Source organism: Streptomyces sp. NPDC056527 (genome assembly GCF_042794475.1).
Taxonomy (GTDB): Bacteria; Actinomycetota; Actinomycetes; order Streptomycetales; family Streptomycetaceae; genus Streptomyces.
Genome location: NZ_JBHTTQ010000013.1, coordinates 60,296 through 84,563, shown reverse-complemented (window position 1 = coordinate 84,563; position 24,268 = coordinate 60,296). Strand labels below are relative to the sequence as shown.

At 72.6% G+C, this 24,268-nt stretch carries 21 protein-coding genes and 1 pseudogene; 9 read left to right on the top strand and 13 right to left on the bottom strand.

The features are described 5' to 3' along the window. Positions 1-126: 126 nt before the first annotated feature. Positions 127-893: pseudogene (locus tag ACFQ7Q_RS10200) on the bottom strand (SDR family NAD(P)-dependent oxidoreductase). 88 nt (positions 894-981) lie between these two features. On the opposite strand from ACFQ7Q_RS10200, the gene ACFQ7Q_RS10195 reads away from it, so the two are divergent. Together ACFQ7Q_RS10195 and ACFQ7Q_RS10190 are read left to right on the top strand one after the other, a co-directional pair. After that, complete coding sequence (locus ACFQ7Q_RS10195) at positions 982-2,397, top strand: alkaline phosphatase PhoX (protein WP_383551987.1); 1,416 nt, start codon at positions 982-984, stop codon at positions 2,395-2,397. 352 nt (positions 2,398-2,749) lie between these two features. Beyond that, positions 2,750-4,327, top strand: coding sequence for a TROVE domain-containing protein (locus ACFQ7Q_RS10190; protein ID WP_383551985.1), 1,578 nt, complete (start codon positions 2,750-2,752; stop codon positions 4,325-4,327). A gap of 49 nt (positions 4,328-4,376) precedes the next feature. Here ACFQ7Q_RS10190 and ACFQ7Q_RS10185 read toward each other — a convergent pair whose 3' ends face one another. Together ACFQ7Q_RS10185 and ACFQ7Q_RS10180 are read right to left on the bottom strand one after the other, a co-directional pair. Further along, entirely contained in the window at positions 4,377-5,600 is a 1,224-nt protein-coding gene (locus ACFQ7Q_RS10185) for a TerD family protein (RefSeq protein ID WP_383551983.1), read from the bottom strand. 45 nt (positions 5,601-5,645) lie between these two features. Then, positions 5,646-5,876 carry a hypothetical protein gene (locus tag ACFQ7Q_RS10180; RefSeq protein ID WP_383551981.1) on the bottom strand — a complete coding sequence of 77 codons (231 nt, stop codon included), beginning with the start codon at positions 5,874-5,876 and terminating at the stop codon, positions 5,646-5,648. Positions 5,877-5,976: 100 nt separating this feature from the next. Between ACFQ7Q_RS10180 and ACFQ7Q_RS10175 the strand changes: the two genes are divergently transcribed. Further along, on the top strand, positions 5,977-6,915 hold the full coding sequence (locus tag ACFQ7Q_RS10175) for an AraC family transcriptional regulator (protein ID WP_383551980.1): 939 nt from the start codon (positions 5,977-5,979) through the stop codon (positions 6,913-6,915). 201 nt (positions 6,916-7,116) lie between these two features. Here the strand turns inward: ACFQ7Q_RS10175 and ACFQ7Q_RS10170 are convergent, their stop codons facing one another. Next, a complete protein-coding gene (locus ACFQ7Q_RS10170; protein ID WP_383551978.1) occupies positions 7,117-7,926 on the bottom strand; it encodes an NAD-dependent epimerase/dehydratase family protein in 810 nt (269 codons plus the stop codon). A gap of 223 nt (positions 7,927-8,149) precedes the next feature. On the opposite strand from ACFQ7Q_RS10170, the gene ACFQ7Q_RS10165 reads away from it, so the two are divergent. Together ACFQ7Q_RS10165 and ACFQ7Q_RS10160 are read left to right on the top strand one after the other, a co-directional pair. Next, the gene (locus tag ACFQ7Q_RS10165) at positions 8,150-9,079 is read left to right on the top strand and encodes a 5-dehydro-4-deoxyglucarate dehydratase (RefSeq protein WP_383551976.1); all 930 of its coding nucleotides are present in this window, start codon (positions 8,150-8,152) and stop codon (positions 9,077-9,079) included. Continuing rightward, positions 9,076-10,206 (top strand): hypothetical protein, encoded by a 1,131-nt coding sequence (locus tag ACFQ7Q_RS10160; protein ID WP_383551974.1) that lies wholly within the window; start codon positions 9,076-9,078, stop codon positions 10,204-10,206. Before ACFQ7Q_RS10165 ends, ACFQ7Q_RS10160 begins: the two co-directional genes overlap by 4 nt. Before the next feature lie 16 nt (positions 10,207-10,222). On the opposite strand, the gene ACFQ7Q_RS10155 is transcribed toward ACFQ7Q_RS10160, so the two are convergent. Continuing rightward, a complete protein-coding gene (locus ACFQ7Q_RS10155) occupies positions 10,223-11,455 on the bottom strand; it encodes an MFS transporter (RefSeq protein ID WP_383551972.1) in 1,233 nt (410 codons plus the stop codon). Between the two features lie 160 nt (positions 11,456-11,615). Here ACFQ7Q_RS10155 and ACFQ7Q_RS10150 point away from each other — a divergent pair, with 160 nt between their 5' ends. Further along, positions 11,616-13,034: an NCS2 family permease gene (locus tag ACFQ7Q_RS10150; RefSeq protein ID WP_383551970.1), complete on the top strand. Its 1,419-nt coding sequence runs from the start codon at positions 11,616-11,618 to the stop codon at positions 13,032-13,034. Here the strand turns inward: ACFQ7Q_RS10150 and ACFQ7Q_RS10145 are convergent. Genes ACFQ7Q_RS10145 through ACFQ7Q_RS10135 form a run of 3 tightly spaced genes read right to left on the bottom strand, consistent with a single transcriptional unit; the run spans position 13,027 to position 16,105 of the window. Next, positions 13,027-15,027 carry a hypothetical protein gene (locus ACFQ7Q_RS10145; RefSeq protein WP_383551968.1) on the bottom strand — a complete coding sequence of 667 codons (2,001 nt, stop codon included), beginning with the start codon at positions 15,025-15,027 and terminating at the stop codon, positions 13,027-13,029. The genes ACFQ7Q_RS10150 and ACFQ7Q_RS10145 overlap by 8 nt on opposite strands. Further along, positions 15,027-15,719: a hypothetical protein gene (locus ACFQ7Q_RS10140; RefSeq protein WP_383551966.1), complete on the bottom strand. Its 693-nt coding sequence runs from the start codon at positions 15,717-15,719 to the stop codon at positions 15,027-15,029. Before ACFQ7Q_RS10140 ends, ACFQ7Q_RS10145 begins: the two co-directional genes overlap by 1 nt. Next, positions 15,716-16,105, bottom strand: a complete 390-nt coding sequence (locus tag ACFQ7Q_RS10135; protein ID WP_383552063.1) for a hypothetical protein — start codon at positions 16,103-16,105, stop codon at positions 15,716-15,718. Before ACFQ7Q_RS10135 ends, ACFQ7Q_RS10140 begins: the two co-directional genes overlap by 4 nt. 69 nt (positions 16,106-16,174) lie before the next feature. On the opposite strand from ACFQ7Q_RS10135, the gene ACFQ7Q_RS10130 reads away from it, so the two are divergent. Continuing rightward, the gene (locus ACFQ7Q_RS10130; RefSeq protein ID WP_383551964.1) at positions 16,175-16,726 is read left to right on the top strand and encodes a GNAT family N-acetyltransferase; all 552 of its coding nucleotides are present in this window, start codon (positions 16,175-16,177) and stop codon (positions 16,724-16,726) included. A 1-nt stretch (position 16,727) separates the two neighbouring features. Here the strand turns inward: ACFQ7Q_RS10130 and ACFQ7Q_RS10125 are convergent, their stop codons facing one another. The 4 genes from ACFQ7Q_RS10125 to ACFQ7Q_RS10110 form a co-directional block, all read right to left on the bottom strand. Further along, positions 16,728-18,176 (bottom strand): peptidoglycan D,D-transpeptidase FtsI family protein, encoded by a 1,449-nt coding sequence (locus ACFQ7Q_RS10125; RefSeq protein WP_383551962.1) that lies wholly within the window; start codon positions 18,174-18,176, stop codon positions 16,728-16,730. Positions 18,177-18,349: 173 nt separating this feature from the next. Further along, the gene (locus ACFQ7Q_RS10120) at positions 18,350-18,967 is read right to left on the bottom strand and encodes a response regulator (protein ID WP_383552061.1); all 618 of its coding nucleotides are present in this window, start codon (positions 18,965-18,967) and stop codon (positions 18,350-18,352) included. A 29-nt stretch (positions 18,968-18,996) separates the two neighbouring features. Next, positions 18,997-20,238, bottom strand: coding sequence for a sensor histidine kinase (locus ACFQ7Q_RS10115; protein ID WP_383551960.1), 1,242 nt, complete (start codon positions 20,236-20,238; stop codon positions 18,997-18,999). Beyond that, positions 20,235-21,221, bottom strand: coding sequence for a hypothetical protein (locus tag ACFQ7Q_RS10110; protein ID WP_383551958.1), 987 nt, complete (start codon positions 21,219-21,221; stop codon positions 20,235-20,237). Before ACFQ7Q_RS10110 ends, ACFQ7Q_RS10115 begins: the two co-directional genes overlap by 4 nt. Before the next feature lie 163 nt (positions 21,222-21,384). On the opposite strand from ACFQ7Q_RS10110, the gene ACFQ7Q_RS10105 reads away from it, so the two are divergent. Beyond that, a complete protein-coding gene (locus tag ACFQ7Q_RS10105; protein WP_383551956.1) occupies positions 21,385-21,882 on the top strand; it encodes a cupin domain-containing protein in 498 nt (165 codons plus the stop codon). Here ACFQ7Q_RS10105 and ACFQ7Q_RS10100 read toward each other — a convergent pair whose 3' ends face one another. Beyond that, positions 21,883-22,653: an IclR family transcriptional regulator gene (locus tag ACFQ7Q_RS10100; protein WP_329122037.1), complete on the bottom strand. Its 771-nt coding sequence runs from the start codon at positions 22,651-22,653 to the stop codon at positions 21,883-21,885. It abuts the gene before it with no gap. 120 nt (positions 22,654-22,773) lie between these two features. Between ACFQ7Q_RS10100 and ACFQ7Q_RS10095 the strand changes: the two genes are divergently transcribed. Continuing rightward, complete coding sequence (locus ACFQ7Q_RS10095) at positions 22,774-24,267, top strand: aldehyde dehydrogenase (NADP(+)) (RefSeq protein ID WP_383551954.1); 1,494 nt, start codon at positions 22,774-22,776, stop codon at positions 24,265-24,267. The last annotated feature ends 1 nt before the right edge of the window (position 24,268 follow it).

Genomic DNA, 24,268 nt, shown 5'->3' with positions numbered 1-24,268 from the left:
GCATGCACCGCCGCACGGGGGATCAGCTCCGACCGGTCCCTTCCCGGAACCCCGACGGGATCGGGGGCTCGGCCCTCCGGCGCGGCGCCCATGTGCGGTGGGTCCGGCCCGCCGCAGCCGGCGGTCTCATGTGCGCAGGTAGGAGGCGCCGTTGAGGTCCAGGATCGTGCCCGAGGACCATTCGGCCTCCGGGGAGGCGAGCCAGAGGACCGCCTTCGCGATCTCCTCGGGGGTGGCCACGCGCTGAAACGGGCTCTGCGCGCGGATCGCGTCCCCCTCGGGGCCCGTGAGACGCGGAGCCACCCGTTCGGTGGCGAAGAAGCCCGGGGCCACCGAGGCCACCCCGATGCCGTGCGGCGCCAGGGAGACCGCCAGGGACTGGCCCAGCGCGTGGACGGCTGCCTTCGTCGCCCCGTAGGCCGGGTGGTCCGGCTCGCCGCGGAACGCGCCTCGCGAGCCGATGTTGACGATCCTTCCGCCCCCGCCCTGGTCGATCATCCGCCGCGCGGCCAGATGGCTCAGGTTCGCCGTCGCCAGCAGATTGACCGCCACATGGCGCTGCCACACCGCCACCCACTCCTCGTAGGGGGTTTCCGGCAGCGGGTGGCGGACGTTGACCGCCGCGTTGTTCACCAGCACGTCGATCCCGCCCAGCGCGTCCGCCGCCGCGTCCGCCACGCCCGCCGCGCCCGCCGGATCCGCGAGGTCGCCGCCGGTCAGGGCATGGCCGGAGCCGGCGAGGGAGTCCAGGTCTCGCGGGCCTCGTCGGCCCGGGAGCCGTAATGGACCGCGACCCGGTCGCCGTTGGCGGCGAACGCCTGGGCGACGGCGCGGCCGAGCCCTCGGGAGGCACCGCTGACGAGGACGCGCCGCCCTGTGGTCGGCAGGTTCATGGAAGACCGCCTCTCTGTTCAACTCTCGTTTATACGCGGGCGAGAACGTGTGCCCCGACACCGGGTGACCGCAGGGAGACGAATCGCCATGCCGCTCGACCGCAGAGAGTTCGCCAAGAAGTCCGCCGCCACCGGCGCCGGGCTCGTCCTGACCGGCGCCGTCGGCGCGCTGGCCACCGCGCCCGAGGCGCTGGCGGCCTCGGAGGAGCCGGAGACGTGGGGCCACGGGCACCGCCTCGGATACGGCCCCCTCGTCGAGGACCCCGCCGGCGTCCTGGCCCTGCCCGCCGGGTTCTCGTACCGCGTCATCACCCACAGCGGCCGCACCAAGCTGGAGTCCGGCGAGTTCACGCCGGAGAAGCACGACGGCACCGCCACGTTCGCCGGCCCCCGCGGCACCACGCTCCTGGTGAACAACCACGAGCTCAAGGGCCCCCGGTCCAAATGGGACCACCCCGTCCCGCTCACCGAGGGCCTCGTCTACGACCCCGCCGCGGCCGGCGGCTGCACGGTCGTCGAGATCCACCGCGACGGCACCGTCGCCGAGTGGGTCGGCATCGCCGGCACCTCCACCAACTGCGCGGGCGGCCGTACCTCCTGGGGCACGTGGCTCACCTGCGAGGAGAACTCCGACCTCGCCGGCGAGAACGGCATGACCAAGGACCACGGCTACGTCTTCGAGGTCGACCCGCGCGACCGCCGCGCCAACCGCGACCCCAAGCCCATCAAGGCGTTCGGCCGCTACGACCACGAGGCCGTCGTCATCGACCCCAAGCGCGGCCACGCCTACCTCACCGAGGACGCCTCCGAGCCCAACGGCCTCTTCTTCCGCTGGGTGCCGCCGCACGGCTTCCAGCACGGCCGGGGCAAGCTCCGCACCCTCGCCGACGACGCCGGTGTGCTCCAGGCGCCCCGCTGCATCGACTCGGGCGGCCGGTTCGTCGACGACCTCTCGCGTGCCACCCGGATCGGCACGGTCTACGGCGTCGACTGGCTGGACGTCCCCGACCGCGACGGCCGCGAGGTCGAGGTCCGCGAGCAGTTCGGCCCCGACGAGGTCACCCGCGCCCGCAAGCTGGAGGGCATGTGGTGGGCCGACGGAGGCGCCTACATCGTCTCCTCCTACGCCCGCGAGGAGAGCCCCGGCGCCCCGCACGACGGCCAGGTCTGGTTCTACGACCCCAAGCGGCGCACCCTCACCCTCCAGGTCCTCCTCGGCGTCAACGCCGACCCGGACAAGGACGGTGCCTACGACGGTCCGGACAACATCACGGTCTCCCCGTACGGCGGCCTCGTCATCGCCGAGGACGGCGAGGGCGTCCAGCACCTCTTTGGAGCGACCGAGCGCGGCCGTACATACCCCATCGCGCGCAACGACCTGAACGACAGCGAGTTCACCGGCGTCGTCTTCTCGCCCGACGGCGACACCCTCTACGCCAACATCCAGGAGCCGGGCATCATGGTCGCCATCACCGGTCCGTGGCGCCGCCAGCCCCGCCGCTGACCCTCCCCCGACGACACCCGAAAACCCTTGGCGGGTGGGCGTGCCACCCGCCTAAGGTCTTCCTCATGCACCTCCCGGTGCGCCGGCCGCGGCTACTTCCTCCACGAAATCACGCCGCTGCCCCTCTTGATCTCGGGAGGCACAGCATGGACACGAGGGTGCCCGGTGCGCAGGCGACGGATACTTCCTTGGATCAGCAGGTTGCGGGTTCGAGTCCCGTCGCCCTCCTCGGGGGGTGTAGCTCAATCGGATAGAGCGGCCGACTAGCACCGTCGCCGACTCCTGATCTCGGGCGCCCTCGTCGTCCCTGAGCCTGTGTCTCTCCCGCACGCTCGAATTCGGGGGAATTCACATGGCACGGTTCAACATCCGTACCACCAAGGCCCGCACGACCTCGCCGGTGGTCTCCACCGCCCCCGCCCGCACCCATCAGGGCGGCGCCGGAGTCCTGCGCGAGCCCAAGTCGGAGCTCTTCCTGCTCGCGGTCGCCAACTTCGTCACGCAGCAGACCTTCTACGAGAGCGGCGAGGACCGCGACGACCGCTTCACCGCCCTGGTGCGGAAGCTCGCCGTCGAGGACCCGGAGTGGACCGCCGCCCTGCTCGGCTGGCTGCGCCGCGACGCCCACATGCGCACGGCCTCCCTCGTCGGCGCCGCCGAGTACGTCAAGGCGCGCCTCGACGCGGGCGTGGAGACCGGTCCCGCCAACCGGCAGGTCGTCGCCTCCGTCCTGCTCCGCGCGGACGAGCCCGGCGAACTGCTCGGCTACTGGACCTCGGCGTACGGCCGGAACATCCCGAAGCCCGTCAAGCGCGGTGTCGCCGATGCCGTACGCCGGCTGTACTCCGCGAAGTCCCTGCTGAAGTACGACACCGACTCCAAGGGCTTCCGCTTCGGCGACGTCCTCAACCTGGTGCATGCCACTCCCGACCCGGCGAAGCCGTGGCAGGGCGAGCTGTTCCGGTACGCGCTCGACCGGCGCCACCACCCCGAGACCGCCGTCCCGCCCGCGTCGAGCAGCACCCTCACCGCACACCGGGCGCTCATGGCGCTGCCGGTCGAGGAGCGGCGTGCCGTGGTCGTCGGGCCCGACGGGGCGCGGCGGCTGGCCGAGGCCGGGATGACGTGGGAGGCGCTGGCGGGCTGGTTGCAGGGGCCGATGGACGCGGCGGCCTGGGAGGCCGTCATTCCGTCCATGGGCGCCATGGCGCTGCTCCGGAACCTGCGGAACTTCGACCAGGCCGGGGTCTCCGACGAGGTCGCCGCCCGGGTGGCGGCGGGGATCTCGGACCCCGAGGTGGTCGCGGCCGCGCGCCAGTTCCCGTTCCGCTATCTCGCCGCGTACCGGCACGCGCCGTCCCTGCGCTGGGCGTACCCGCTGGAGCAGGCGCTCGGCCACTCGCTGGCGAACGTGCCCGCGCTGCCCGGCCGGACGCTGATCCTGGTCGACCGTTCGGGATCCATGTGGTCGCGGCTCTCGGACCGCTCCGAGCTCAACCGGGCCGACGCGGCGGCCGTGTTCGGCACGGCCGTGGCGATGCGGGCCGCGGACGCGGACCTGGTGGAGTTCGGCACGGGCAGCGCCCCGATCACGTACCAGGCGGGCGAGTCCGTGCTGAAGGTCCTCGGCCGCTTCGGAAGTCTCGGCGGCACCGACACCACCGAGGCCGTGCGCAGGCACTACCGGGGTCACGACCGGGTCCTGATCGTCACCGACGAGCAGGCGGCGTACAGCCACCAGGGGGACCCGACGCAGCAGGTTCCGGACCGGATCCCGGTCTACACCTGGAACCTGGCGGGCTACCGGGTCGGCCACGCGCCGTCGGGAACCGGTCGGCGCCACACCTTCGCCGGGCTCACCGACGCCGCGTTCCGGATGGTGCCGCTGCTGGAAGCCGGCCGGAACGCCGACTGGCCGTGGACGGAGTGACGAAGGGGCCCGCCGGTGCGTGACCGGCGGGCCCCCTCCGTACGATCGGTCAGAGGGCCTGGGCGGCCGGCTTCACCATGCCGCGGACCGTCCGTGACTTCACGAAGTCGCCCATCGCCGTCATCTCCCACTCACCGGTGAACTGCTTGATGAGCTTGGCCATCATCACGCCGGTCTGCGGCTCGGCGGTGGTCAGGTCGAAGCGGACCAGCTCCTCACCGGTCGCCGCGTCCATCAGCCGGCAGTACGCCTTGGCGACCTCGGTGAACTTCTGGCCGGAGAAGGAGTTGACCGTGAAGACCAGCCCCGTGGCGTCGGCGGGGAGGCGGCCGAGGTCGACGACGATGACCTCGTCGTCGCCCGCGCCCTCACCGGTCAGGTTGTCGCCGGAGTGCTTGATGGCGCCGTTGAGGATGGAGAGCTTGCCGAAGTAGCAGCTGTCCAGGTGGTTGCGCTGGGGGCCGTACGCGATGACCGAGGCGTCGAGGTCGATGTCCTTGCCGCGGTACGCGGGCTCCCAGCCGAGGCCCATCTTGACCTGGGAGAGCAGCGGACGGCCGCCCTTGACCAGGGACACGGTCTGGTTCTTCTGGAGGCTGACGCGTCCCTTGTCCAGGTTGATCTTTCCGGTGGAGACCGGGGCGGCGGCCGGGGGAGCGGGCGGGGCGGCCGGCGGGGGAGGCGTCTGCGCGGTGATCCGCGGGTCCACGGGGGCTGCCACCGGGGGCGCGGCCGGCGCGACGGGCGTCGGGGGCGCCGCGGCGGCGGGTTCCTCGTCGACCGAGACGCCGAAGTCGGTGGCGATGCCGGCGAGGCCGTTCGCGTACCCCTGGCCGACGGCGCGAGCCTTCCAGGCGCCGTTGCGGAGATAGATCTCCACGATCACCAGCGCCGTCTCCGTGCCGAGCTGCGGCGGGGTGAACGTGGCGAGGACGCTGCCGTCGTCCGCGTTGCGGATCGTCGCCGTGGGTTCGATGCCCTGGAAGGTCTGGCCCGCGGCGTCGGGGCTCGCCGTGACCACGATCTTCTCGATGCCGGGCGGCACCGCGCCGGTGTCCACCAGGATCGCGTCCGGGGCCGAGCCGCCGCCGGAGCGGTAGGTCACGCCGGGGCCGGACGGCTGGTTGTAGAAGATGAAGTCGTCGTCCGAGCGCACCTTGCCGTCGGCGCTGAGCAGGAGGCCCGAGACGTCGAGCCGCACCGGGGCGGCCACGTCCACCGCCACGCGCGCGGCGGAGAGAGGGATGTTCGAGCCGGGGGTCATAGCGGTCATGCCAGGGGTAACGAGCGAGAACGCTTTGCCGTTCCCTTACCTTCGCTACCTTCGGCCACCCTGATTACGCGGGTGGCTCCGGGCCATGCGCTCGTTGCCGAACTTGTACGCGCCCGTCCAGCGGGCCATGACGAGCTGGGCGTCCCCCGACACCACCTCCGCCAGGAACTTCTCCGCGCGTCCCCCGCGCAGGGTGGAGGCGGTGCGTCCGTGGTGGGTGATGACGACAGAGCCGTCGGCACGCTGCTCGTAGCTGAATCCATGAGGCTGTGGCATGACGGGCATACTGCCGTTCCCGGGCAGGTCCGTCATACGGATTTTCGAGCGGCTCGTATCCTTTTCGCTCGTGGGTGGGAGCTCTTTCAGAACGCGGGACGTGGACGAGGCGCGGCAGGAGATCGACGCGCGGTACTACGCCAACTTCATGGACGTCATCGAGCCGGGGGAGCGTCCCTTCGCCGCCCGGTTCGACACCGTCGACCTGGGGGACCTGGTCATCGGCGACCTGGCCTGCGGGGCCGATGTGCGGATGCGCTTCGGCGAGCTCGGAGCCTTCCACGTCAACGCCCCGCTGAGCGGCAGCATGGAGATGCGCCAGGGCGGCCGGGCGCCGGTGGTCGCGACGTCGACCGACGCGGTGGTGCTCGACCCCTCGGGGGACACCTTCCTCGACCGCTGGAGCGGGGACTGTCGGACCGTCTCGGTCAAGATCGGAGCGGCCGCGCTGCACGACCGGCTGGAGCGGCTCCTCGGGCGTCCGCCGCGGGGCGCCCTGGCCTTCGAGCCGCGTCTGGACATCTCGCGCGGTCCCGGGCTGAGCTGGGCGCGCTTCGCCCGGCAGGTGGCGAGCGAGGCGCTCGCCGGGGACAGCCTGGCCCATCACGCGCTGGTCGCCGCGCCCCTTCAGGAGGCGCTGCTGAACGGACTGCTGCTGGCCGCCGAGCATCCCTGGCGCGAGGAGCTGGACCGCCCCGCGGGGCCGCTGCGGCCGGCACCCGTCAAGCGCGCGATGGACGCCGTACGGGACCGTCCCGAGCACCCCTTCACCACCACCGAACTGGCCGGCCTGGCCAGGGTCGGGGTGCGCCGGCTCCAGGAGTCGTTCCGGGAGTACGTGGGCATGTCGCCGATGGCGTACGTCCGCGAGGTGCGGCTGGAGCGGGTCCACGAGGAGCTGCGGGGCGCGGAGCCGGGTGAGCTGAGCGTGAGCGAGGTGGCCTGGCGCTGGGGCTTCGCCCACCACGGGCGGTTCGCGGCGCAGTACCGGGCCCGGTTCGGCGAGACGCCCTCGCAGACCCTGCGCGGGGAGAGGTGACCGGCCTTCGCGGTCGGAGGGCGACGGCGGGCTCGCCGCGTTCCGCGGACAGTCGCCGCGCTGAGCGGATCGCGAGGGTCCGTATCGCCGCCGTAACGTTCCTTCTGTCGCGTGTGCCAACGCACGCCGTGACCCGGGCCCCGGCCGGCGCCCCCGCATAAGTCCGGCCGGGCCTGAGATCTTCCGTCGGCGCTCGCGCCCCTAGTAGGGCCAGCGCGGCGGGTCGGTGCAGAAGTGCCCGCCCAGATTCACCTCCGCCGGATCACCCTCCACGGGCAGTCCCTGCTCGGCGATGATCCGTTCCGCGAACAGCTCCGAGTCGTCCTGAGGCTCGTAACCGAGCGCCCTGGCCGAGGAGAGGTCCCACCACAGCCGGGTGTTGGCGGACGATCCGTACACCACGGTGTGGCCCACGTGCTCGGCGGTGAGCGCCGCGTGGAACAGGCGCGCGCAGTCGGCGGGGCTCAGCCACGTCGACAGGCTCCGCACCGAGGTCGGCTCGGGGAAGCACGATCCGATCCGTACGGAGACGGTCTCCAGACCGTGCAGGTCCCAGTGGAACTGGGCGAGGTCCTCGCCGAAGCACTTGGACAGTCCGTAGAAGGTGTCCGGCCGGTGCGGGGTGTCGACGGGGACCAGCGGCTCGTCCCCGCGCGGGTGCGGGGTGAAGCCGACGGCGTGGTTGCTGGAGGCGAAGACGATCCGTCCCACGCCCTCCTCGCGCGCGGCCTCGTAGAGGTGGTGCAGGCCGGTGATGTTCGCGGCGAGGATCTTCTCGAAGGTCGACTCCAGGGAGATGCCCGCGAGATGGATGATCGCGTCGACCCCTCGGACGGCCTCGCGCAGGGCCTTGCGGTCCGTCACATCGGCGACGATCGCGTCCGGTGCGCCGTCGACGGGCGCCAGGTCGAGCAGGCGGAGCTCGTAACCGTACGCGGGCAGCAGCTCGCGCATCAGCGTGCCGACGCCCCCGGCGGCGCCGGTGAGCAGGACGGTACGGGGTGTGGGCATCGAAGAGGTCTCCGTCCGTGGATCAGATTCACAAACGTGGACACGGTAGGGAGAGGGCTCGTCAAGCGTCAAGAGTGCACACGGACCGTCAAGACTGAACGCCGGAGAGGTGTTTGTGCCTTGACCGCCCCTTCGGGGCTGCTCTAGCGTGAGTCGTTCAAGAATATGGACAGTAATCAGAACTGTGCACGACGGTGCACGACGGACTTCTCTGGGAGCGCCCGTGACCTCAGCCCCGCTCGCCGCCCGGCTGGACGGCCTGCTGTTCTTCCCCGTCACCGCCTTCGGACCGGACGGCACCGTCGACCTCGACACCTTCCGCGCCCATGTCCGCGAGGGCATCGAGGCGGGCGCGGGCGCTGTCTTCGCCTGCTGCGGCACCGGTGAGTTCCACGCCCTCACCCCCGAGGAGTTCGGCGCCTGTGTCGCCGCCGCCGTCGAGGAGTCCGCCGGCCGGGTCCCCGTCCTCGCCGGCGCCGGCTACGGCACCGCGCTCGCGATCCGGTACGCGCGGATCGCCGAGGAGGCGGGCGCCGACGGGCTCCTCGCCATGCCCCCGTACCTCGTCGTCGCCGACCAGGCGGGGCTCCTGCGCCACTACACCGAACTCGCGGCCGCCACCTCGCTCGACGTCATCGTCTACCAGCGTGACAACGCGATCCTCACCCCCGAGACCGCCGTGGCTCTCGCCCGCGCCGAGGGGATCATCGGCCTCAAGGACGGCCTGGGCGACCTCGACCTGATGCAGCGGATCGTCAGCGCCGTCCGCGCCGAGGGCCTCGACCTGCTCTACTTCAACGGCCTGCCCACCGCCGAACTCACCGGTCTCGCCTACCGGGGCATCGGCGTCACGCTCTACTCCTCCGCCGTCTTCTGCTTCGCCCCCGACATCGCCCTCGCCTTCCACCAGGCCCTCACGACCGGCGACGACGCGACCGTGGAGCGCCTCATCGACGGCTTCTACCGGCCCCTCGTCGAACTGCGGGCGAAGGGACGGGGGTACGCCGTCTCCCTGGTCAAGGCCGCGGTCCGCATGGGCGGACTGGACGTCGGCGAGGTGCGGCCGCCGCTGAGCGAGCCCGCGCCCGAGCATCTGAAGGAACTCGCCACGATCGTCGAGCGCGGGCGGGCGCTGCTGGGGAGCGACGCGTGAGGGCCGGGACCTTCGTCTACCCCTGGGACGTCGTCGGCGACCCGGCCGCGCCGGGCCGCCTCGCGGACCTCGGCGTCGCGAGCGTCACGCTGGCCTCCGCGTACCACTCCACCCGGGCCCTGACCCCCCGGCACCCGAGGCACCGGATCGTCACCGCGGAGCATGCCGCCGTGCTCTACCCGCCGGACGGAGCCCGCTGGTCGGGGCGCCCCCTGCGGCCGTACGAGGCGGGGGAGTGGGCGCCCGGCGACGCGTACGGCGAGGCGGCGGGCGTGCTCGCGGACGCGGGCCTGGAGGTGCACAGCTGGGTGGTCCTCGCCCACAACTCCCGCCTGGGGGCCGGTCATCCGGCGACCTCGGTCGTCAACGCCCACGGCGACCGCTACCCCTGGGCGCCCTGCATCGCCCGGCCGGACGTGCGCGCCTACCTGGTGGACCTGGCCGTGGAGGCGGCGGTACGGCCCGGAGCGGCCGGCACCGAGCTGGAGTCCTGCGGCTGGTACGGCTTCGCGCATCTGCACGCCCACGACAAGACCGCCGGGGTCGCGCTCGGCGACCGGGAGCAGTACCTGATGTCCCTCTGCTTCTGCCCCTCCTGCCGTGAGGGGTACGGGGAGGAGGGCGTCGACCCCGACGCGCTGGCGGCCGCCGTGCGGGGCGCGCTGGAGCCGGTGTGGACCGGGGGCGCCTGCGGGCCGCTGGACGGCTTCGAGGCACCGGTCCTGGCATGGCGGACACGGACCGCCCGCACACTCCAGGAGTCCGCGGTGGCCGCGGTCCGGGCGGCCGCCCCGTCCGGCTTCCGTGTCCTGCTCCACGCGGACCCGCACCCGTACCGCTGCGGCGCGAACGTCGGCACCGACCCGGCCCGCGTTCTCACGGTCGCGGACGGTGTCGTCACCCCGTCCGCGACCGTGGCACCCTTCGCGCCCCACGCGGCCCCGGACACCGTCCTCGCGGCCAACTTCGGTGTGGTCACCGGCATGGGCGGCTCGCCCGCCACGCTCGCCGAGGACGCGCGGCGGGTGGCGGCCGAAGGCGCCACCGAACTCCGCCTCTACCACGCGGGTCTGGCCTCCGACGCCGACCTGGCCCTGGTGGCGGAGGCACTGCGGAAGCTCGGCTGAGCGGCGGGCGGACGTCTCACGCGTCCGCCCTCGCCGGGGCCCCGACGCGCGAGCGCGCGCGCCGGGTGGCCAGCACGATCGCCCCGGCCAGGCCGGCGACGGTCAGCAGCGGCAGCAGCAGCCGGATGTCGACGACGGCCACCAGGCCCGCGCCCGCCGCCAGGGCGACGGCGTTCGGGACGAAGACCAGGGTGTGGGCCGCCGCCGCCGCGCGACCCACCGCGGCCGGCGGGGCCTCCCGCTGGACCGCCGTCATCGCGGCGACCAGGACGCAGGGCAGCCCCACCCCGATCAGCGCGCTCGCCACCAGCGCCACCCCGTCGTGGGGGACGGCCCGGGCGCCCACGGCCACCGCGAACAGGGCCAGTCCGGCCGCGGACAGCAGCCGTTCGGGAACCCGGCGCAGCAGCGGTCCGGCCGCCAGGCCCGCGACGACCGAGCCCGCGCCCTGGACGGCGTACAGCACGCCCGCGTACGCGGGTGAGTGGCCGAGCCCCTGGTCCACGACCGCGTAGATCGCCGCCCCGTTGACCCCGGCGAGCAGCATCGTGAACGAGCCCGCCAGGACCAGTGGACGCAGCCCGGGCGACGAGCGGAGCGAGAGGGGGGTCTCCCCGGCCGGAGGCTGGGAGAGGACCGTCCGCAGGCCCTCCGTCGTGTCCCGCAGCCAGTGCGCCGACGCCGGGCGCACCGGCTTCTCCTCCCGTACCCGCATCAGCGCGAACACGCCCGCGGCCAGGGCGAACGTCGCCGCGTCGAGCAGCGCCACCGGGCCGCCGCCGTACCGGGCGAAGAGACCGGCCGCCGCGAGCGGGGCGATGAGCTTCACGCTCTCGTTCACCGTCATCCGCAGCCCGTTGAAGTCCCCGAGCAGCCGTCGGTCGAGCGCGCTCGCGGCCAGCGCGACCTCCGCGGCCTCATGGACGGTGCCCTGGATCCCGTACAGCACGAGCACGGCGAAGAGCAGCCACACCCGGTCCGCGCCGTCGACCCACAGCAGGGTCGGCAGCAGCGCCGCCATGGCCAGGTTCGACCACACCATCAGCGGTCGCCGTCGCACCCGGTCGACGACCGTGCCGAGCAGCGGACCGACGAGGGCCGGGGCCCACAGGGCGAACACCGTCAGCGCCGCCAGACTGTCCGAGCCGGTCAGGGACTTGACCCAGATCCCTGACGCCAGCCACAGCGCGGTCGTGCCGAACCCGGACACCAGGACGCCGGTCAGATAGAGACCGGCCGTGCCTCTCACGCTCGTTGTTCCTCCCATCCCGGCAGCGTGGCCTCTGAGGTGGCCGACGCGGATCGGGCAGATGCCCTAGAGGGGGCGCGGGGACCGACGCCGTTACACCGGGGACACCTGAAAGGGCGCTCGGCTGGGCACAATCCAGCCAGCCGTCCCGAGGAGAGTCATGTTCGACATCAGAACCAGCCCGGTCGACCGGTACTTCGAGATCAGCGCCAGGGGATCGACCCTCGGCCGGGAGATACGCGGCGGCCTCGCCACGTTCTTCACCATGGCCTACATCCTCGTGCTCAACCCGATCATCCTGGGCAGCGCGGAGGACAAGTTCGGCCACCAGCTCAGCGGAGCCCAACTGGCGACCGTCACCGCCCTGGTGGCCGCCGTCATGACCGTCGTGATGGGCGTCGGCGGGAACCTGCCGCTCGCCGTCGCCGCCGGACTCGGACTGAACGCCGTCGTCGCCTTCCAGCTCGCACCCCTCATGAGCTGGCCGGACGCGATGGGGCTCGTCGTCCTCGAAGGCATCCTGATCTGCGTCCTGGTCGTCACCGGGCTCCGCGAAGCCGTCATGCACGCCATCCCGCAGGCGCTCAAACAGGCCATCAGCGTCGGCATCGGTCTCTTCATCGCCTTCATCGGCTTCATCGATGCCGGCTTCGTGACCCGCATCCCCGGCGAGACCGGCACCGTCCCCGTCCAACTCGGCGCCGGCGGGCACCTCTCGGGCTGGCCGATGCTCGTCTTCTGTCTCGGCGTCCTGCTCACCGTCGCGCTCATGGCCCGCAAGGTGAAGGGCGCGATCCTCCTCTCCATCGTGGCCATGACCCTCGTCGCGATCGTGATCAACGAGATCGCCGACATCCCGGCGGCCGCCTGGGGCCTGACCGTCCCCGCGGTTCCCGAGGACATCGTCGCCGCGCCCGACTTCGGGCTCGTCGGCTCGTTCAGCCTCCTCGGCGCCTTCGAGCAGATCGGTGTCGTCACCCTCGTCCTGCTCGTCTTCACGCTGCTGCTCAGCGACTTCTTCGACACCATGGGCACCGTCGTCGGAGTCTCCAGCGAGGCCGGGCTCCTCGACGAGAACGGCAAGGTCCCGCACCTCGGCCGCGTCCTGCTCATCGACGGTGTCGCCGCCGCCGCGGGCGGCGCCGCCTCCGCCTCCTCGAACACCTCCTACATCGAGTCGGCGGCCGGCGTCGGCGAGGGCGCCCGCACCGGCTTCGCCTCGGTGGTCACCGGCGGCCTGTTCGCCCTCGCCCTCTTCCTCACCCCACTGGCCACCGTCGTCCCCGCCCAGGCCGCCGCGCCCGCCCTGGTCGCCGTCGGCTTCCTGCTGATGGCCCAGGTCCGGCACATCGACTGGACCAGCTACGAGATCGCCATCCCGGCCTTCCTGACGATCGCCGTCATGCCCTTCACCTACTCGATCACCAACGGCATCGGCGCCGGATTCCTCGCCTACGTCGTCATCAAGGCCGTCCTCGGCAAGGCGCGCGAGGTGCACTGGCTGCTGTGGGGGACGGCCGCGCTGTTCGCCGTCTACTTCGCGATCGACCCGATCGAGCAGCTGCTCGGCGTCAGGTAGCGCCTTCCGTGCGGGAGACGGCGAGCAGCGCGGCGCACGCGGCGTCGCGCAGCTCGTCGTCGTCCGGCACCGAGCGCCATGTCCCGTGCTTGACCGGACGCTCGTCGGCGTCGAGGAACCGGCGCAGGAAGGGTGCGGCCTCGGCGGCGGGCGGGCCGATCTCGCCGAGCAGCCTGATGGTCTCGGTGACCGCGCGGGTGGCTTTCCCGCTCTCCCCGGCGAAGGGCTCGATCGCCGCGACGAGAACGGGGACGACCTCGTCCGTCTCTCCGGTGATCCGCCACAGCGCCGCGCCGACGCGCAGCGGTAGCCAGCTCGTCCTGTGCCGGGTGAGGAGTGCCTGCAGCTGCTGGACGTACGGCGCTCCCGAGGGCCCCAGTTCCCCGAGCAGCGTGACGGCGTTGTCCCGGCCGTAAGGCTCGCCCATCTGGGGAAGCAGCAGGGCGAGCGCCGGCTCCCGGTCGCCGGTGAGCCGTCCGTACGCGAGCGCGAGGGCGGGTCCCGCGAACGACCAGCCCTCGGAAGGGGCTGGGAGCAGAGCCCGCAGTCGCTCCCGGGGCACGGCCTCCGCAGCCCTGGGGCCGATCGCGGCGAGCGCGTCCAGAGCCCACACGGCGCAGTCGGTGTCCAGGAGAGGCAGCAGTTCGGGGATCGCGGGAACCGCCGCGGGACCCCAGCGCTCCAGGAGTCGGCAGAGCGCCCGGCGCTCGCCGAGGGTCGAGGCGGCCGCGAGCCGGGATCGCAGGGGCGGCAGCAGGACGTCGGCGTGGGCGGCGAGACCGCCCGCGGTCTCGACCAGGCTCAGCTCGTACGTCCACCAGCCGTCGGCATGGGTCTCGTGATCCGCGAATCCCAGCCGCTGCCCGGCGAGACGCTCCACGAGCGGGGGTACGCACCGGGCGTCCCCGAGCCGGGACAGGGCCCAGACGGCGTGGTCCTGAGCGGGCAGGTGAGGCTCGCCCTCGTCCGTGACCATGACCGCCAGCGCGTCGGCCCAGGGGCGGGCCGAGCGACCGCACATGCCGAGGACCCGGGCGGCGAAGAGACGGTGGCCGGGCTCGGGGTCGGACAGCAGAGGGGCGACGGTCGGCAGCAGCGCGGGTACTGCGGAGCGCCGCCGGGCCATCGCGTCGGCCGCCGCTTTCAGCGCACCTGTCCGCACGGCCGCGTCCGGATGTGCCAGCAGGCTCCGGATCGCGGTGATCTGCTCCGTCGGGTCGGTGTCCAGCAGGCCGATCGTGCGCGCCACGGTCCACTCGACGTGCGCGGTGTCCGGCTGCCAGGTGGCCGGATCGCCGCCCAGCAGGACCTCGGACACGGTCCGCGCGTACGCGTCGTCGACCTGCCCCCGCAGCGCGGTGTGCAGCGCCTTCACGGCGGCGAGGCGGACACCCGCCGGCTCGCCGCCGTCCGTCAGCCCGCGCAGCCAGCCGAGGGACGCGTCCCGCTGCTCCTCGGAGTGAGGCGTCAACGAGCCTACGGAGTCGACGAGTTGGTTCCGGGCGTCCGCGTCCGGCTCCGCGGCCCACCGGGTCCGCAACGCCGTGAGCACCTCGTCGGCCCGGTGACGGGCCTCGGCGAGGGCGTCCGCCGCCGCCAGGCGGATCGCGGCCTCCGGCGCGTCGAGCAGAGGGAGGAGTCCCGTCACCGCCAAGTCCCAGGCGGCGGGCCAGGCCCGGTCGACGAACCGGGCCTGGGCGGTGTTGCCCGAGTAGGCGATGGCGCCGAGCAGTTCGACCAGCTCCTGGCGGACCGCCGGCTCGATGCCCGGTTCGGCCGCGGCCCGGAGCACGTACGGCACGGCAGGCGCGGCGGAGGTCTCGACGCAGCCGCCCTGGTGGTGGACATGGGTCAACAGGTCGTCGGAGGCCCGGGCCGCCTTCTCCGGCAGGTACAGGTCCCGCAGCATTCCGGGCACGTCCTCGGCCGATCCGTAGGCGTGCCGCAGCCCCGCCCAGCCGATGGCGTCCAGCCCCGCGAGTGGATCGCGCATCAGTACCTCTCCTCGACCTGGTCCGACACTGTGAACTCGCCCTCGCAGTCCGGGCAGACGGCCCGTCCGAAGAGATGGGTCAGTCCTCGTGCCACCTCCTCGTGGCCCGCTTCCAGAGCCATGTGGCGCAGGCGCGCGGGGAGCGGGTCGAGGTCGGCCGGGGCCGTGGGCAGCAGGTCGGACGTGACCGGGTCCGCACTCACGTAGTCGCCGGCCGAGGCGAAGGTGCCGTGCTCGCCGAAGGCGATGAAGAGGTCCGAGGAGCAGTGCGGGCAGTCCACCTCGTACTCCTCCTCCATCAGCCCCTCCAGGCGCGCCGCGCTCCACACCCGCTCGCCCTCGAGGGCCAGCACGCACTGGAGCATGTACACGAAGGCGGAGACGTCGTCCGTCGCGTCGAGCAGGCCGCGGGACACGGGGAGGAGTTCGGCGATCTCCCGCGCGTACCGATCCGTGTGCTCCTCGTCCGCCGCCGAGACGATCAGGCCCGCCATCAGCACGGCCTCCGTCGGCTCACCGGCAGCGCGGCCCGTCGCGATCGCCGTCAGGAACGGCAGGGCGGGGAAGCTGTCCTCGTAGACGGACCCCTGGTGACACAGGTCGTCCCACAGCTCGCTCCAGACCTTTTGGTCCTCCTCGCCGCCGAGTCGGGCGAAGGTCGCGGTCAGATCGTCGGAAGAGCGCGGGTTCACGCCACCGCGCTCTTCCCGGCCCGGTTCTCGTACCGCAGGGCGGCCCCCGTCACCAGTGCGCCCAGACCCTCCCACAGACCGACGCCGAGGAAGCCGGCCGGTGCGCGGCCGGTGACGACCGCGAGGGTGAAGACGGCGCAGGTGAGGAGCCGGAACGGGACCGTCCATCGGAAGAAGGGCTTCCAGTCCGCGAGCGCGGCCAGGACGTAGTAGACGCCCATGTTGAGCGCGGCCATCGAGGACGCGGTGAGGAAGACGAGCGTGTGATCCCCGTCCGCGCGGCTCGCGTCGGGTACGGGCTCGAAGCCCATGACGGTGAGCAGGGCGTCGGGGGCCACGAGGCCCACCACTCCCAGCGTCGCGGCGAGGAGTCCGAAGACGGCCATGGTCCAGCCGGACAGGGAACGGGGCAATCGCACGGCGGTCCTCCGCGAGGTCGAAACTATGCTCGGTTCATGAATGACCTTGCATACCGTGTCGCGGGGCCCGCCGACCAATCGGCCCTCGCCGTCCTCGACGACTCCTTCACCACGGAGCACGTCTACGAAGTCGCGGCCGGGGACGTCGGTTTCGGGCTGCGGCTCGTCGCCGTCGAACCGCCGCTCGTCAAGGTCTTCCCGGTGGAGGACGAGGAGGGCCCGGGCGAGGAGGGCGCGGAGGCGGACGTGCACGAGATCGTGGCCGTCGACGCCGCCGGGACGCCCGTCGGCTTCATCGCCGTCGGTGTGGAGGAGTGGAACCGGCGCCTCGTCGTCCACCAGGTCACCGTCGACCCCGCCCACCGCGGCCGGGGGATCGGCGGCGAGCTGATGCGCCGCGCCCTGGACCACGGCCGCGAGCGCGGCGCCCGTACCGCCTGGCTGGAGGTCACCAGCGTCAACGTCCCGGCGGTACGGGCCTACCGGCGCATGGGGTTCCGGCTCTGCGGCCTGGACACCACGCTCTACACCGGCACTGAGTCCGAGGGCGAGACCGCCCTGTTCATGGCGAGGCCCCTGGACCGGTAGGTCACTTCAGCGCGGCCTTCATCATCTTCTGCGCCACCGGGGCCGCGAGCCTGTTGCCGCTGACCTCCGAGCGTGCGGCCCCGGCGTCCTCGATCAGTACGGCGACCGCGACCTCCTTGCCGGTGTCCGAGTCCTTGGCGTAGGAGGTGAACCAGGCGTACGGCGTCTTGCTGTTGTTCTCGCCGTGCTGGGCGGTGCCCGTCTTGCCGCCCACCTCGGCGCCGGGGATCGCCGCGTTCGTGCCGGTGCCCTTGTCGACCACGGTCACCATCGCGCTGCGCAGCTGTTGTGCCGTCTCGGACGAGACGATCCGCTCGGTGTCCCCGTCCTCGAAGGACTCCAGGGTGTCGCCGTCGGAGTCGACGACCTTCGACACCATGTGGGGCGCCGCCATGAGCCCGTCGTTGGCGATCGCCGCGGACACCATGGCGATCTGGAGCGGCGTCGCCGTCACATCGAACTGGCCGATGCCGGTGAGCGCGGTCTGCGGCTTGTCCATGCCGGACGGGTACACGCTCGCGTAGGCACGGACGGGCACGTCCTGCTCGGCGTCGTTGAAGCCGAACTTCTCCGCCATCGCCTTCACCTCGTCCTGGCCGAGATCGACGGCGATCTTGGCGAAGACGTTGTTGCAGGAGTACTGGAGCGCGGTGCGGATCGTGGCGTTCTCGCAGGGAGCGGAGGGGTTCTCGTTCTCCAGGTAGCGGGTGGAATCGGGCAGCTTGTACGGGTTGGGGCTGTCGGTCGGTGTGTCCACGGAACCGTAGAGACCGTTCTCCAGCGCGGCCGCCGCCACGACCAGCTTGAAGGTGGAGCCCGGCGGCAGCGGCTGCCGCAGCGCCCGGTTGACGAGCGGCTTGTCCTTGTCCGTGGTCAGCTCCTGCCAGGTGGAGCCGTCGGTCAGGCCGGCGATCTTCGAGGGGTCGTACGAGGGTGTGGAGACCATGCCCAGGATCCGGCCGGTCTTCGGGTCGATGGCGACGGCCGCGCCCTTCTTGTCGCCGAGCGCCTCGTAGGCGGCCTTCTGCACGGCCGGGTCGATGGTCGTGAGCACATCACCGGGCTCCTGCTGCTTGCCGGTGAGGGCGTCCAGCGGATTCTTCAGCCGGGTGTCGGTGCCGTCCAGGACATCGGAGTAGATGCCCTCCAGCTGGGTGGCGCCGTAGGCCTGCGAGCTGTAGCCGGTGACGGCCGAGTAGAGCTCGCCGTCGGTGTAGCTGCGCTTGTACGCGAGATCGCTGCCCTCCGTCTCCTTCGATCCGGTGACCGGCGAACCGGCCACGATGATGTTCCCGAGCGGCTGCGCGTACTGCGCCATCACGTTCCGCCGGTTCTTCTTGTCGTCCGCGAGGGCCTTGGCTTCGTACGCCTGCACCCAGGTCGCCCGCCCCAGCAGGGCGAGCACCAGGAGCAGCGAGAAGACCGAGGCGCGCCTGATCGTCTTGTTCATCCCATATGCGGGACGAGTGGGAGGGGGCGCGGCGTTCCGGATGTGTCCCGTTTCTCAGGAAACGTTCATGCGCGCCGAGACTCTGTCCAGGCCCGACGACCGGCCTCGGCCCCGGCGACCGGGCCGGCCCGCCCCACCCGGCCCCGCCCGGTCGGCCGGGCCCGTAGGTGTCGTCAGCCCGGGCTGATGAATCCCGATTCGTACGCCAGGATCACCGCCTGGGTTCGGTCCCGGGCGCCCGTCTTCGCCAGGACCGCCGCCACGTGGGACTTCACCGTCGCCGGGCCCACGCCCATCCGGCCGGCGATCTCCGCGTTCGTCAGGCCCTTCGCCACCTGGCGCAGCACCTCCGCCTCCCGCTCGGTCAGCCGGGCCACCCAGGGCGGTGCCGCCGGGGGACGGCGGCGGGCGTGTTCGGCGGCGAGGCCGCGGACCGCCGCCGGGTAGAGCAGGGAGTCGCTGCGCGCGACCAGCCGGACCGCGTCCACCAGCTCCTCGGCCGCCGCCCGCTTCAGCAGGAACCCCGCCGCGCCCACCCGCAGCGCGTCGTACACGTACGAGTCGTTCTCGAAGGTCGTCACCACCACGATCCGCGGCGGCTCCGCCATCCCCGCGAGGATCTTCTCGGTCGCCCGGATCCCGTCGATCTCCGGCATCCGCACATCCATCAGGACCACGTCCGGCCGCCGCTCACGCACCACCGACACCGCCTCGGCGCCCGTCGACGCCTCGCCCACCACCTCCAGGTCGGGCTCCGCGTCGAGGATCACCCGCAGCGCGGTCCGAACCATCCGCTCGTCGTCCGCCAGCACCACGCTGATCACCGGCCACCTCCGAGCGGCAGCCGCACCGCGAGGCGCCAGGCGTCCTCCACCGGGCCGGCCTCCGACGTACCGCCCAGGAGGCGGGCACGCTCCCCGATGCCGAGGAGACCGCGGCCGCCGTCGGGGCGGGCGATCGGCGCGTGGGCGGGCAGGGGGTTCTCCATCGTGATCTCCAACTCGTCGTCGTGCAGGGCGAGCCGCGCGGTCACGCGCCCGCCGCCCGCGTACCGTGCCGCGTTCGTCAGCCCCTCCTGGACGATCCGGTACGCCTCCCTCGACACCGCCTCCGGCACCCGGTCGAGGTCTCCGGACACCGACAGCTCCACCCCCGGCCCCGCGCCCTTCACCAGCGAGTCCAGGGCGTCGAGCGGCAGCCCGGGCAACTCCCCGTCGTCCTCGCCCTGACGCAGCAGCCCGAGGACGGAGTCCAGCTCGCCGACCGTGCGCCGGGTGGTCTCCTCGATCGCCGCGAGCGCCTCCCGTACGAACTCCGGATCGCTGTCCAGCACCCGCCGCGCCGCCCCCGCCTGGAGCGTCACGGCGCTCAGGGCGTGGCCGACCGAGTCGTGCAGCTCGCGGGCGAGCCGGTTGCGCACGGCCAGCTCCGCGGCGCGCCGCTCGGCCGCCGCGAGCCGGTCCGCCGGGCTGGGCCCGAGCAGCCTCGGGGCCTGCCGTGCCAGCAACTCCCCGACGGCCGCCACGACGGCGGCGAGCGCGATGAGCATCGCGAGTCCGGCCGGGAAACCGAACCACTGCACCCACGGCCGGTCCAGACCCCAGAGCGTGGTCAGCTCCGACTCCCGCAGCGACGCCGAGAACGACAGCGCCATCACCGAGACCGCGAACGGCGGCAGGGCCAGCGTCGCCCCGCTGATCAGCGCGCCCACTCCCAGATGGAGCGTGAACCAGCCCGCCGTCCGTGCCTTGGCGCTCCGGCCGCGCGCCGGACCGTCCGCGAGCCGGTCCGCCGGGATCCCGCACAGCGCCCGCGCCGCCGCCACCGACATCGGCCGGGTCAGCGGGAAGAGCGAGGTGACCGCGGCGAGCGGCAGACCGACCCCGTACGCCCCGAACTGCATGCTCAGGCTCGCCGTGAACATCGAGCCCCCGTCGCCGAACCAGCCCACGACCACGGTGCCGACGAGCCAGTACGGCATGAACACGGCGCCGCCCAGGATCAGATGGACCCAGCGGAACCTGGCCCGCTGCCCCAGGAGCAGCCCGAACGGACGTCTCACGCGCTCGTACTCCGCTGCCGGAGGAAGACGGCCAGGCAGCCGGCCAGCAGGAACCCGGTGATCATTTCCCCAGCGTAGGTCAGCTGTGCGAGGCGGGTGAACGGATCGGCCGGATCGGTGCTCGGCATGAGCGACACCAGGGTCATGTACGCGCCCCAGCACCCCACGCCGCCCGAGCCGACCCAGGCCAGGCCGAGGGTCGTACGGACGGACAGCGACCGGGCCCACCGAAGGACCAGCAGCAGCACGGCGACGACGGCGACCGCGATGAACAGTGCCCGCATCCACTCCAGGACGTAGAAGTCGCCGGTGCGCCGGGCGATCTGCGCCGGCGAGAGACCCCGGGTCGAGCCGAGCCCCCACATCAGATGGACGGCGACCGGTGCCAGGGCGAGCAGCGAGGCGACGACGGCCGTGGCGCGGGTGCCGGTGCCGCAGAGCCGGTCGGGCAGCTCGCCCAGGGCGCCGCGCCAGACGTGCGCCCAGCGGTCCCGTACGTACAGGACGAAGAGGATGCCGAGCGCGAGCCCCTGGGCGATGAAGCCGCCGTAGACGACCCCGAAGACCCACTCGTCGAGGAACGGTTCGCGGGACCCGGTCCGCTGCGGCCCGGTGAGGAGGGAGACCACGATCTGCGCGGGGAAGCCGATCATGATCGGGGCCAGCAGCCCGGTCGCGGCCCACAGCGGGAACGCGAGCAGCCAGGCGCGCACCCGCAGGCCCCACGGCCGGGTGAGCAGCAGGGCGAGGACGACCACCACGGCGTCCATCGCCACGGTGACCGCGTTGGCGACGATCAACAGCGTCCGGTGCTCCAGGAGCACGCTGCCGGCCGGGATGCCGACCTCGCTGCCCGCGATCCAGGCGATCTTGAGCGAGATGTACGGGAGGCAGGCGACGACGGCGAGGGCGCGCAGGATCCGGCGGGCGGTGCCCGGTCGGGAGGCCGGTGCGGGGGCAGGGAGGGAAGCGGTCCGTGTCATGGCCTCACGCTCTCCCGCGGGCCGGGCCCGCCACGTCCTTCCCACCGACGAACCGCCTCCGCCGCGCGGGGGAGACGATCTTCGGCCCATCTTGAATTGACCCATGATTTCTTGGCGGAAATGCACCCCTCACCCGGTCATCGGCCATCGTAAAGTGATCTTCATGAACACGACGCAGACCTTCGCCCCGCTCCTCACCCGCGCCGCCACCGCCGAGACCACCGCGGACCCGAGCAGCGTGATGACCCTCCTCGCCGACTCCGACACCACCGGCGGGCAGCTCACCAGCTACCGCTCGACCTTCGCGAAGGGTGCCGTCGGCGCCCCGGCGCACTTCCACACCAAGGCGTCGGAGATGTTCTACGTGCTCGGCGGCTCGCTCCAGGTGCTGCTCGGCGAGGAGCTGACAGTCCTGGAGCAGGGCGACTTCCTGCTCGTGCCGCCGCACACCCCGCATGCCTTCGCCGCGGCGCCGGGGGCCGAGGCCGACGTCCTGTTCGTCTTCACGCCCGGCATGGCCCGCTTCGACTACCTGCGGCTGCTCGGGCGCGTGATGCGCGGCGAGGCGAGCTTCGAGGAGATCAAGGAGTCCTCCGAGCGGTACGACAACCACTACGTCGACAGCCCGGTGTGGCAGCAGGCGCTCGCCGCCCGTTCCTGATCAGAGGCGGCGGGTCGCCAGCGTCAGCCGGTCGCGCGCGTCGAAGAGCGCGTCCTTGATCATCTGCTCGTGTCCGGGGGTCAGCCGGGCGACCGGCACCGAGCAGCTGATCGCGTCCCGCGCCGGGGTCCGGTAGGGGATCGCGATGCCGAAGCAGCGCAGCCCGAGGGTGTTCTCCTCGCGGTCCACGGCGTACCCCTGCTCGCGGATGAGGTGCAGCTCCTCGATGAGCTTCTCGCGGTCGGTGATCGTGTGCTCGGTCAGCGCCGGCAGCGTCTCCGGGAGCAGCTTGCGGACCTGTTCGTCGCTGTGGGTGGCGAGCAGGGCCTTGCCGAGCGAGGTCGAATGGGCGGGCAGCCGGCGCCCGACGCGGGTGAACGGCCGCAGGTAGTGCTGGGACTGACGGGTCGCCAGATAGACCACGTTGGTGCCGTCGAGTCGCGCCAGGTGGATGGTCTCGGTGGTGTCGTCGGAGAGTCGGTCCAGGGTGGGCCGGGCGGCGGCCACGACCTCGTCGCCGTCGATGTAAGAGGTGCCGACCAGCAGGGCCCGTACGCCGATGCCGTACCGCGTGCCCGTCGCGTCCGTCTCCACCCAGCCCAGCTCGACCAGGGTGCGCAGCAGCATGTACAGACTGGACTTGGGGTAGCCGACCGCCTCCTGGACGGCGGCGAGCGAGTGCATCCCAGGACGCCCGGCGAAGTACTCCAGCAGCTCCACCGTACGCACCGCGGACTTGACCTGGGCCCCACCCGTGTCGGCTGTCGACATTGCCCTCGCCCCTCTTGTTTGTGCCTCTTGTGGAGACGGCACGCCCGTCAATAGAGTCCTGATTCATCTACAGGAACTCTGTTCAGAATAGCGAACGGGGTGCGAGCGAGGGGCGTTGCGGTGGCAGCTCAACCAGTGTGGAGTGTGGACCCCCGGACGGGGAAGCCGCGTGAACAGGTTGCGGTGGAGGCCACGGCGGAGGAGATCGACCGGGCCGTCCGCGCCGCGGCGGCCACCCGCGAGGCGCTCGCCGACCGTACGACGCGGGCCGCCCTGCTCCGTACCGCCGCGGACCTCCTCGACGAGACCGGGCCGAACGTCATCGAGGCCGCCGACGCCGAGACCGCACTCGGCCCGGTCCGTCTCACCGGCGAACTCGCCCGCACCACCGCCCAGTTGCGGTCGTTCGCCGACGTCGTCGACGAGGGCTCCTTCCTCGACGTACGGATCGACCTGCCCGACCCGACGACGACCCCGCCCCGGCCCGACCTGCGCCGCTGGAAGATCCCGCTCGGGGTCGTCGCCGTCTACGCGGCCAGCAACTTCCCGCTCGCCTTCTCCGTCCCCGGCGGCGACACCGCCAGCGCCCTCGCGGCCGGCTGCCCCGTCGTGATCAAGGCCCACCCCGACCACCCGGCCACCTCCGAGCTCTGCGCCTCCATCCTGCGCCGGGCCGCGGTCAAGGTCGGGCTCCCGGAGGACGTGGTCGTCCTGGTCCACGGCTTCGACGCGGGCGTCGAGCTGGTGCGCCACCCGCTGGTCGCGGCGGCCGGCTTCACCGGTTCCGTACGGGGAGGGCGGGCGCTGTTCGACGCGGCGGCGGCCCGGCCCGTCCCCATCCCCTTCCACGGCGAGCTCGGCTCGATCAACCCGGTCGTGATCACCGCGGCCGCCGCCGAGGAGCGGGCCGCCGAGATCGGGGCAGGACTCGCGGCCTCCGTGACCATGGGCCAGGGGCAGTTCTGCACCAAGCCCGGCTTCGTCCTGGCGCCCACGGGCGAGGCGGGCGACCGCTTCGTGTCCGCCCTCACGGACGCCATCAGCGAGTCCGAGCCCGGAGTGATGCTCGACCACCGGATGCGGGGCCACTTCCTCACCGGAACCTACGAGCTCGCCCAGATCGCCGGCGTCACCGCGCCCGTCCACCCCGGCCCCGGCGGGCCGCACACCGTCAACGCGGGCTTCCTGACCTTCGACGCCGAGATCCTGCTCGGGGGCGACCACCGGGCGGTCCTGAACGAGTACTTCGGCCCGGTGACCCTGGTCGCCCGCTACACCACGCGGGAGGAGATCACCGCGGTCCTCGGCCTGCTCCCCGGCAACCTCACGGCCACGCTCCAGATGGCCGAGGAGGACCCGGAGGCCGCCTCCCTGCTCGCCGAACTGACCCCGCTGGCGGGCCGCGTGCTCGTCAACGGCTGGCCGACCGGCGTCGCGGTGGCGGGCGCCCAGCACCACGGCGGGCCCTACCCGGCCACCACCTCCACCTCCACCTCGGTCGGCGCGACGGCGATCGAGCGCTGGCTGCGTCCGGTCACCTACCAGTCGACGCCGCAGCACCTGCTCCCGCCGGAGCTGCGCGACGACAACCCGCTCGGCCTGCCGCGCCGCTGAC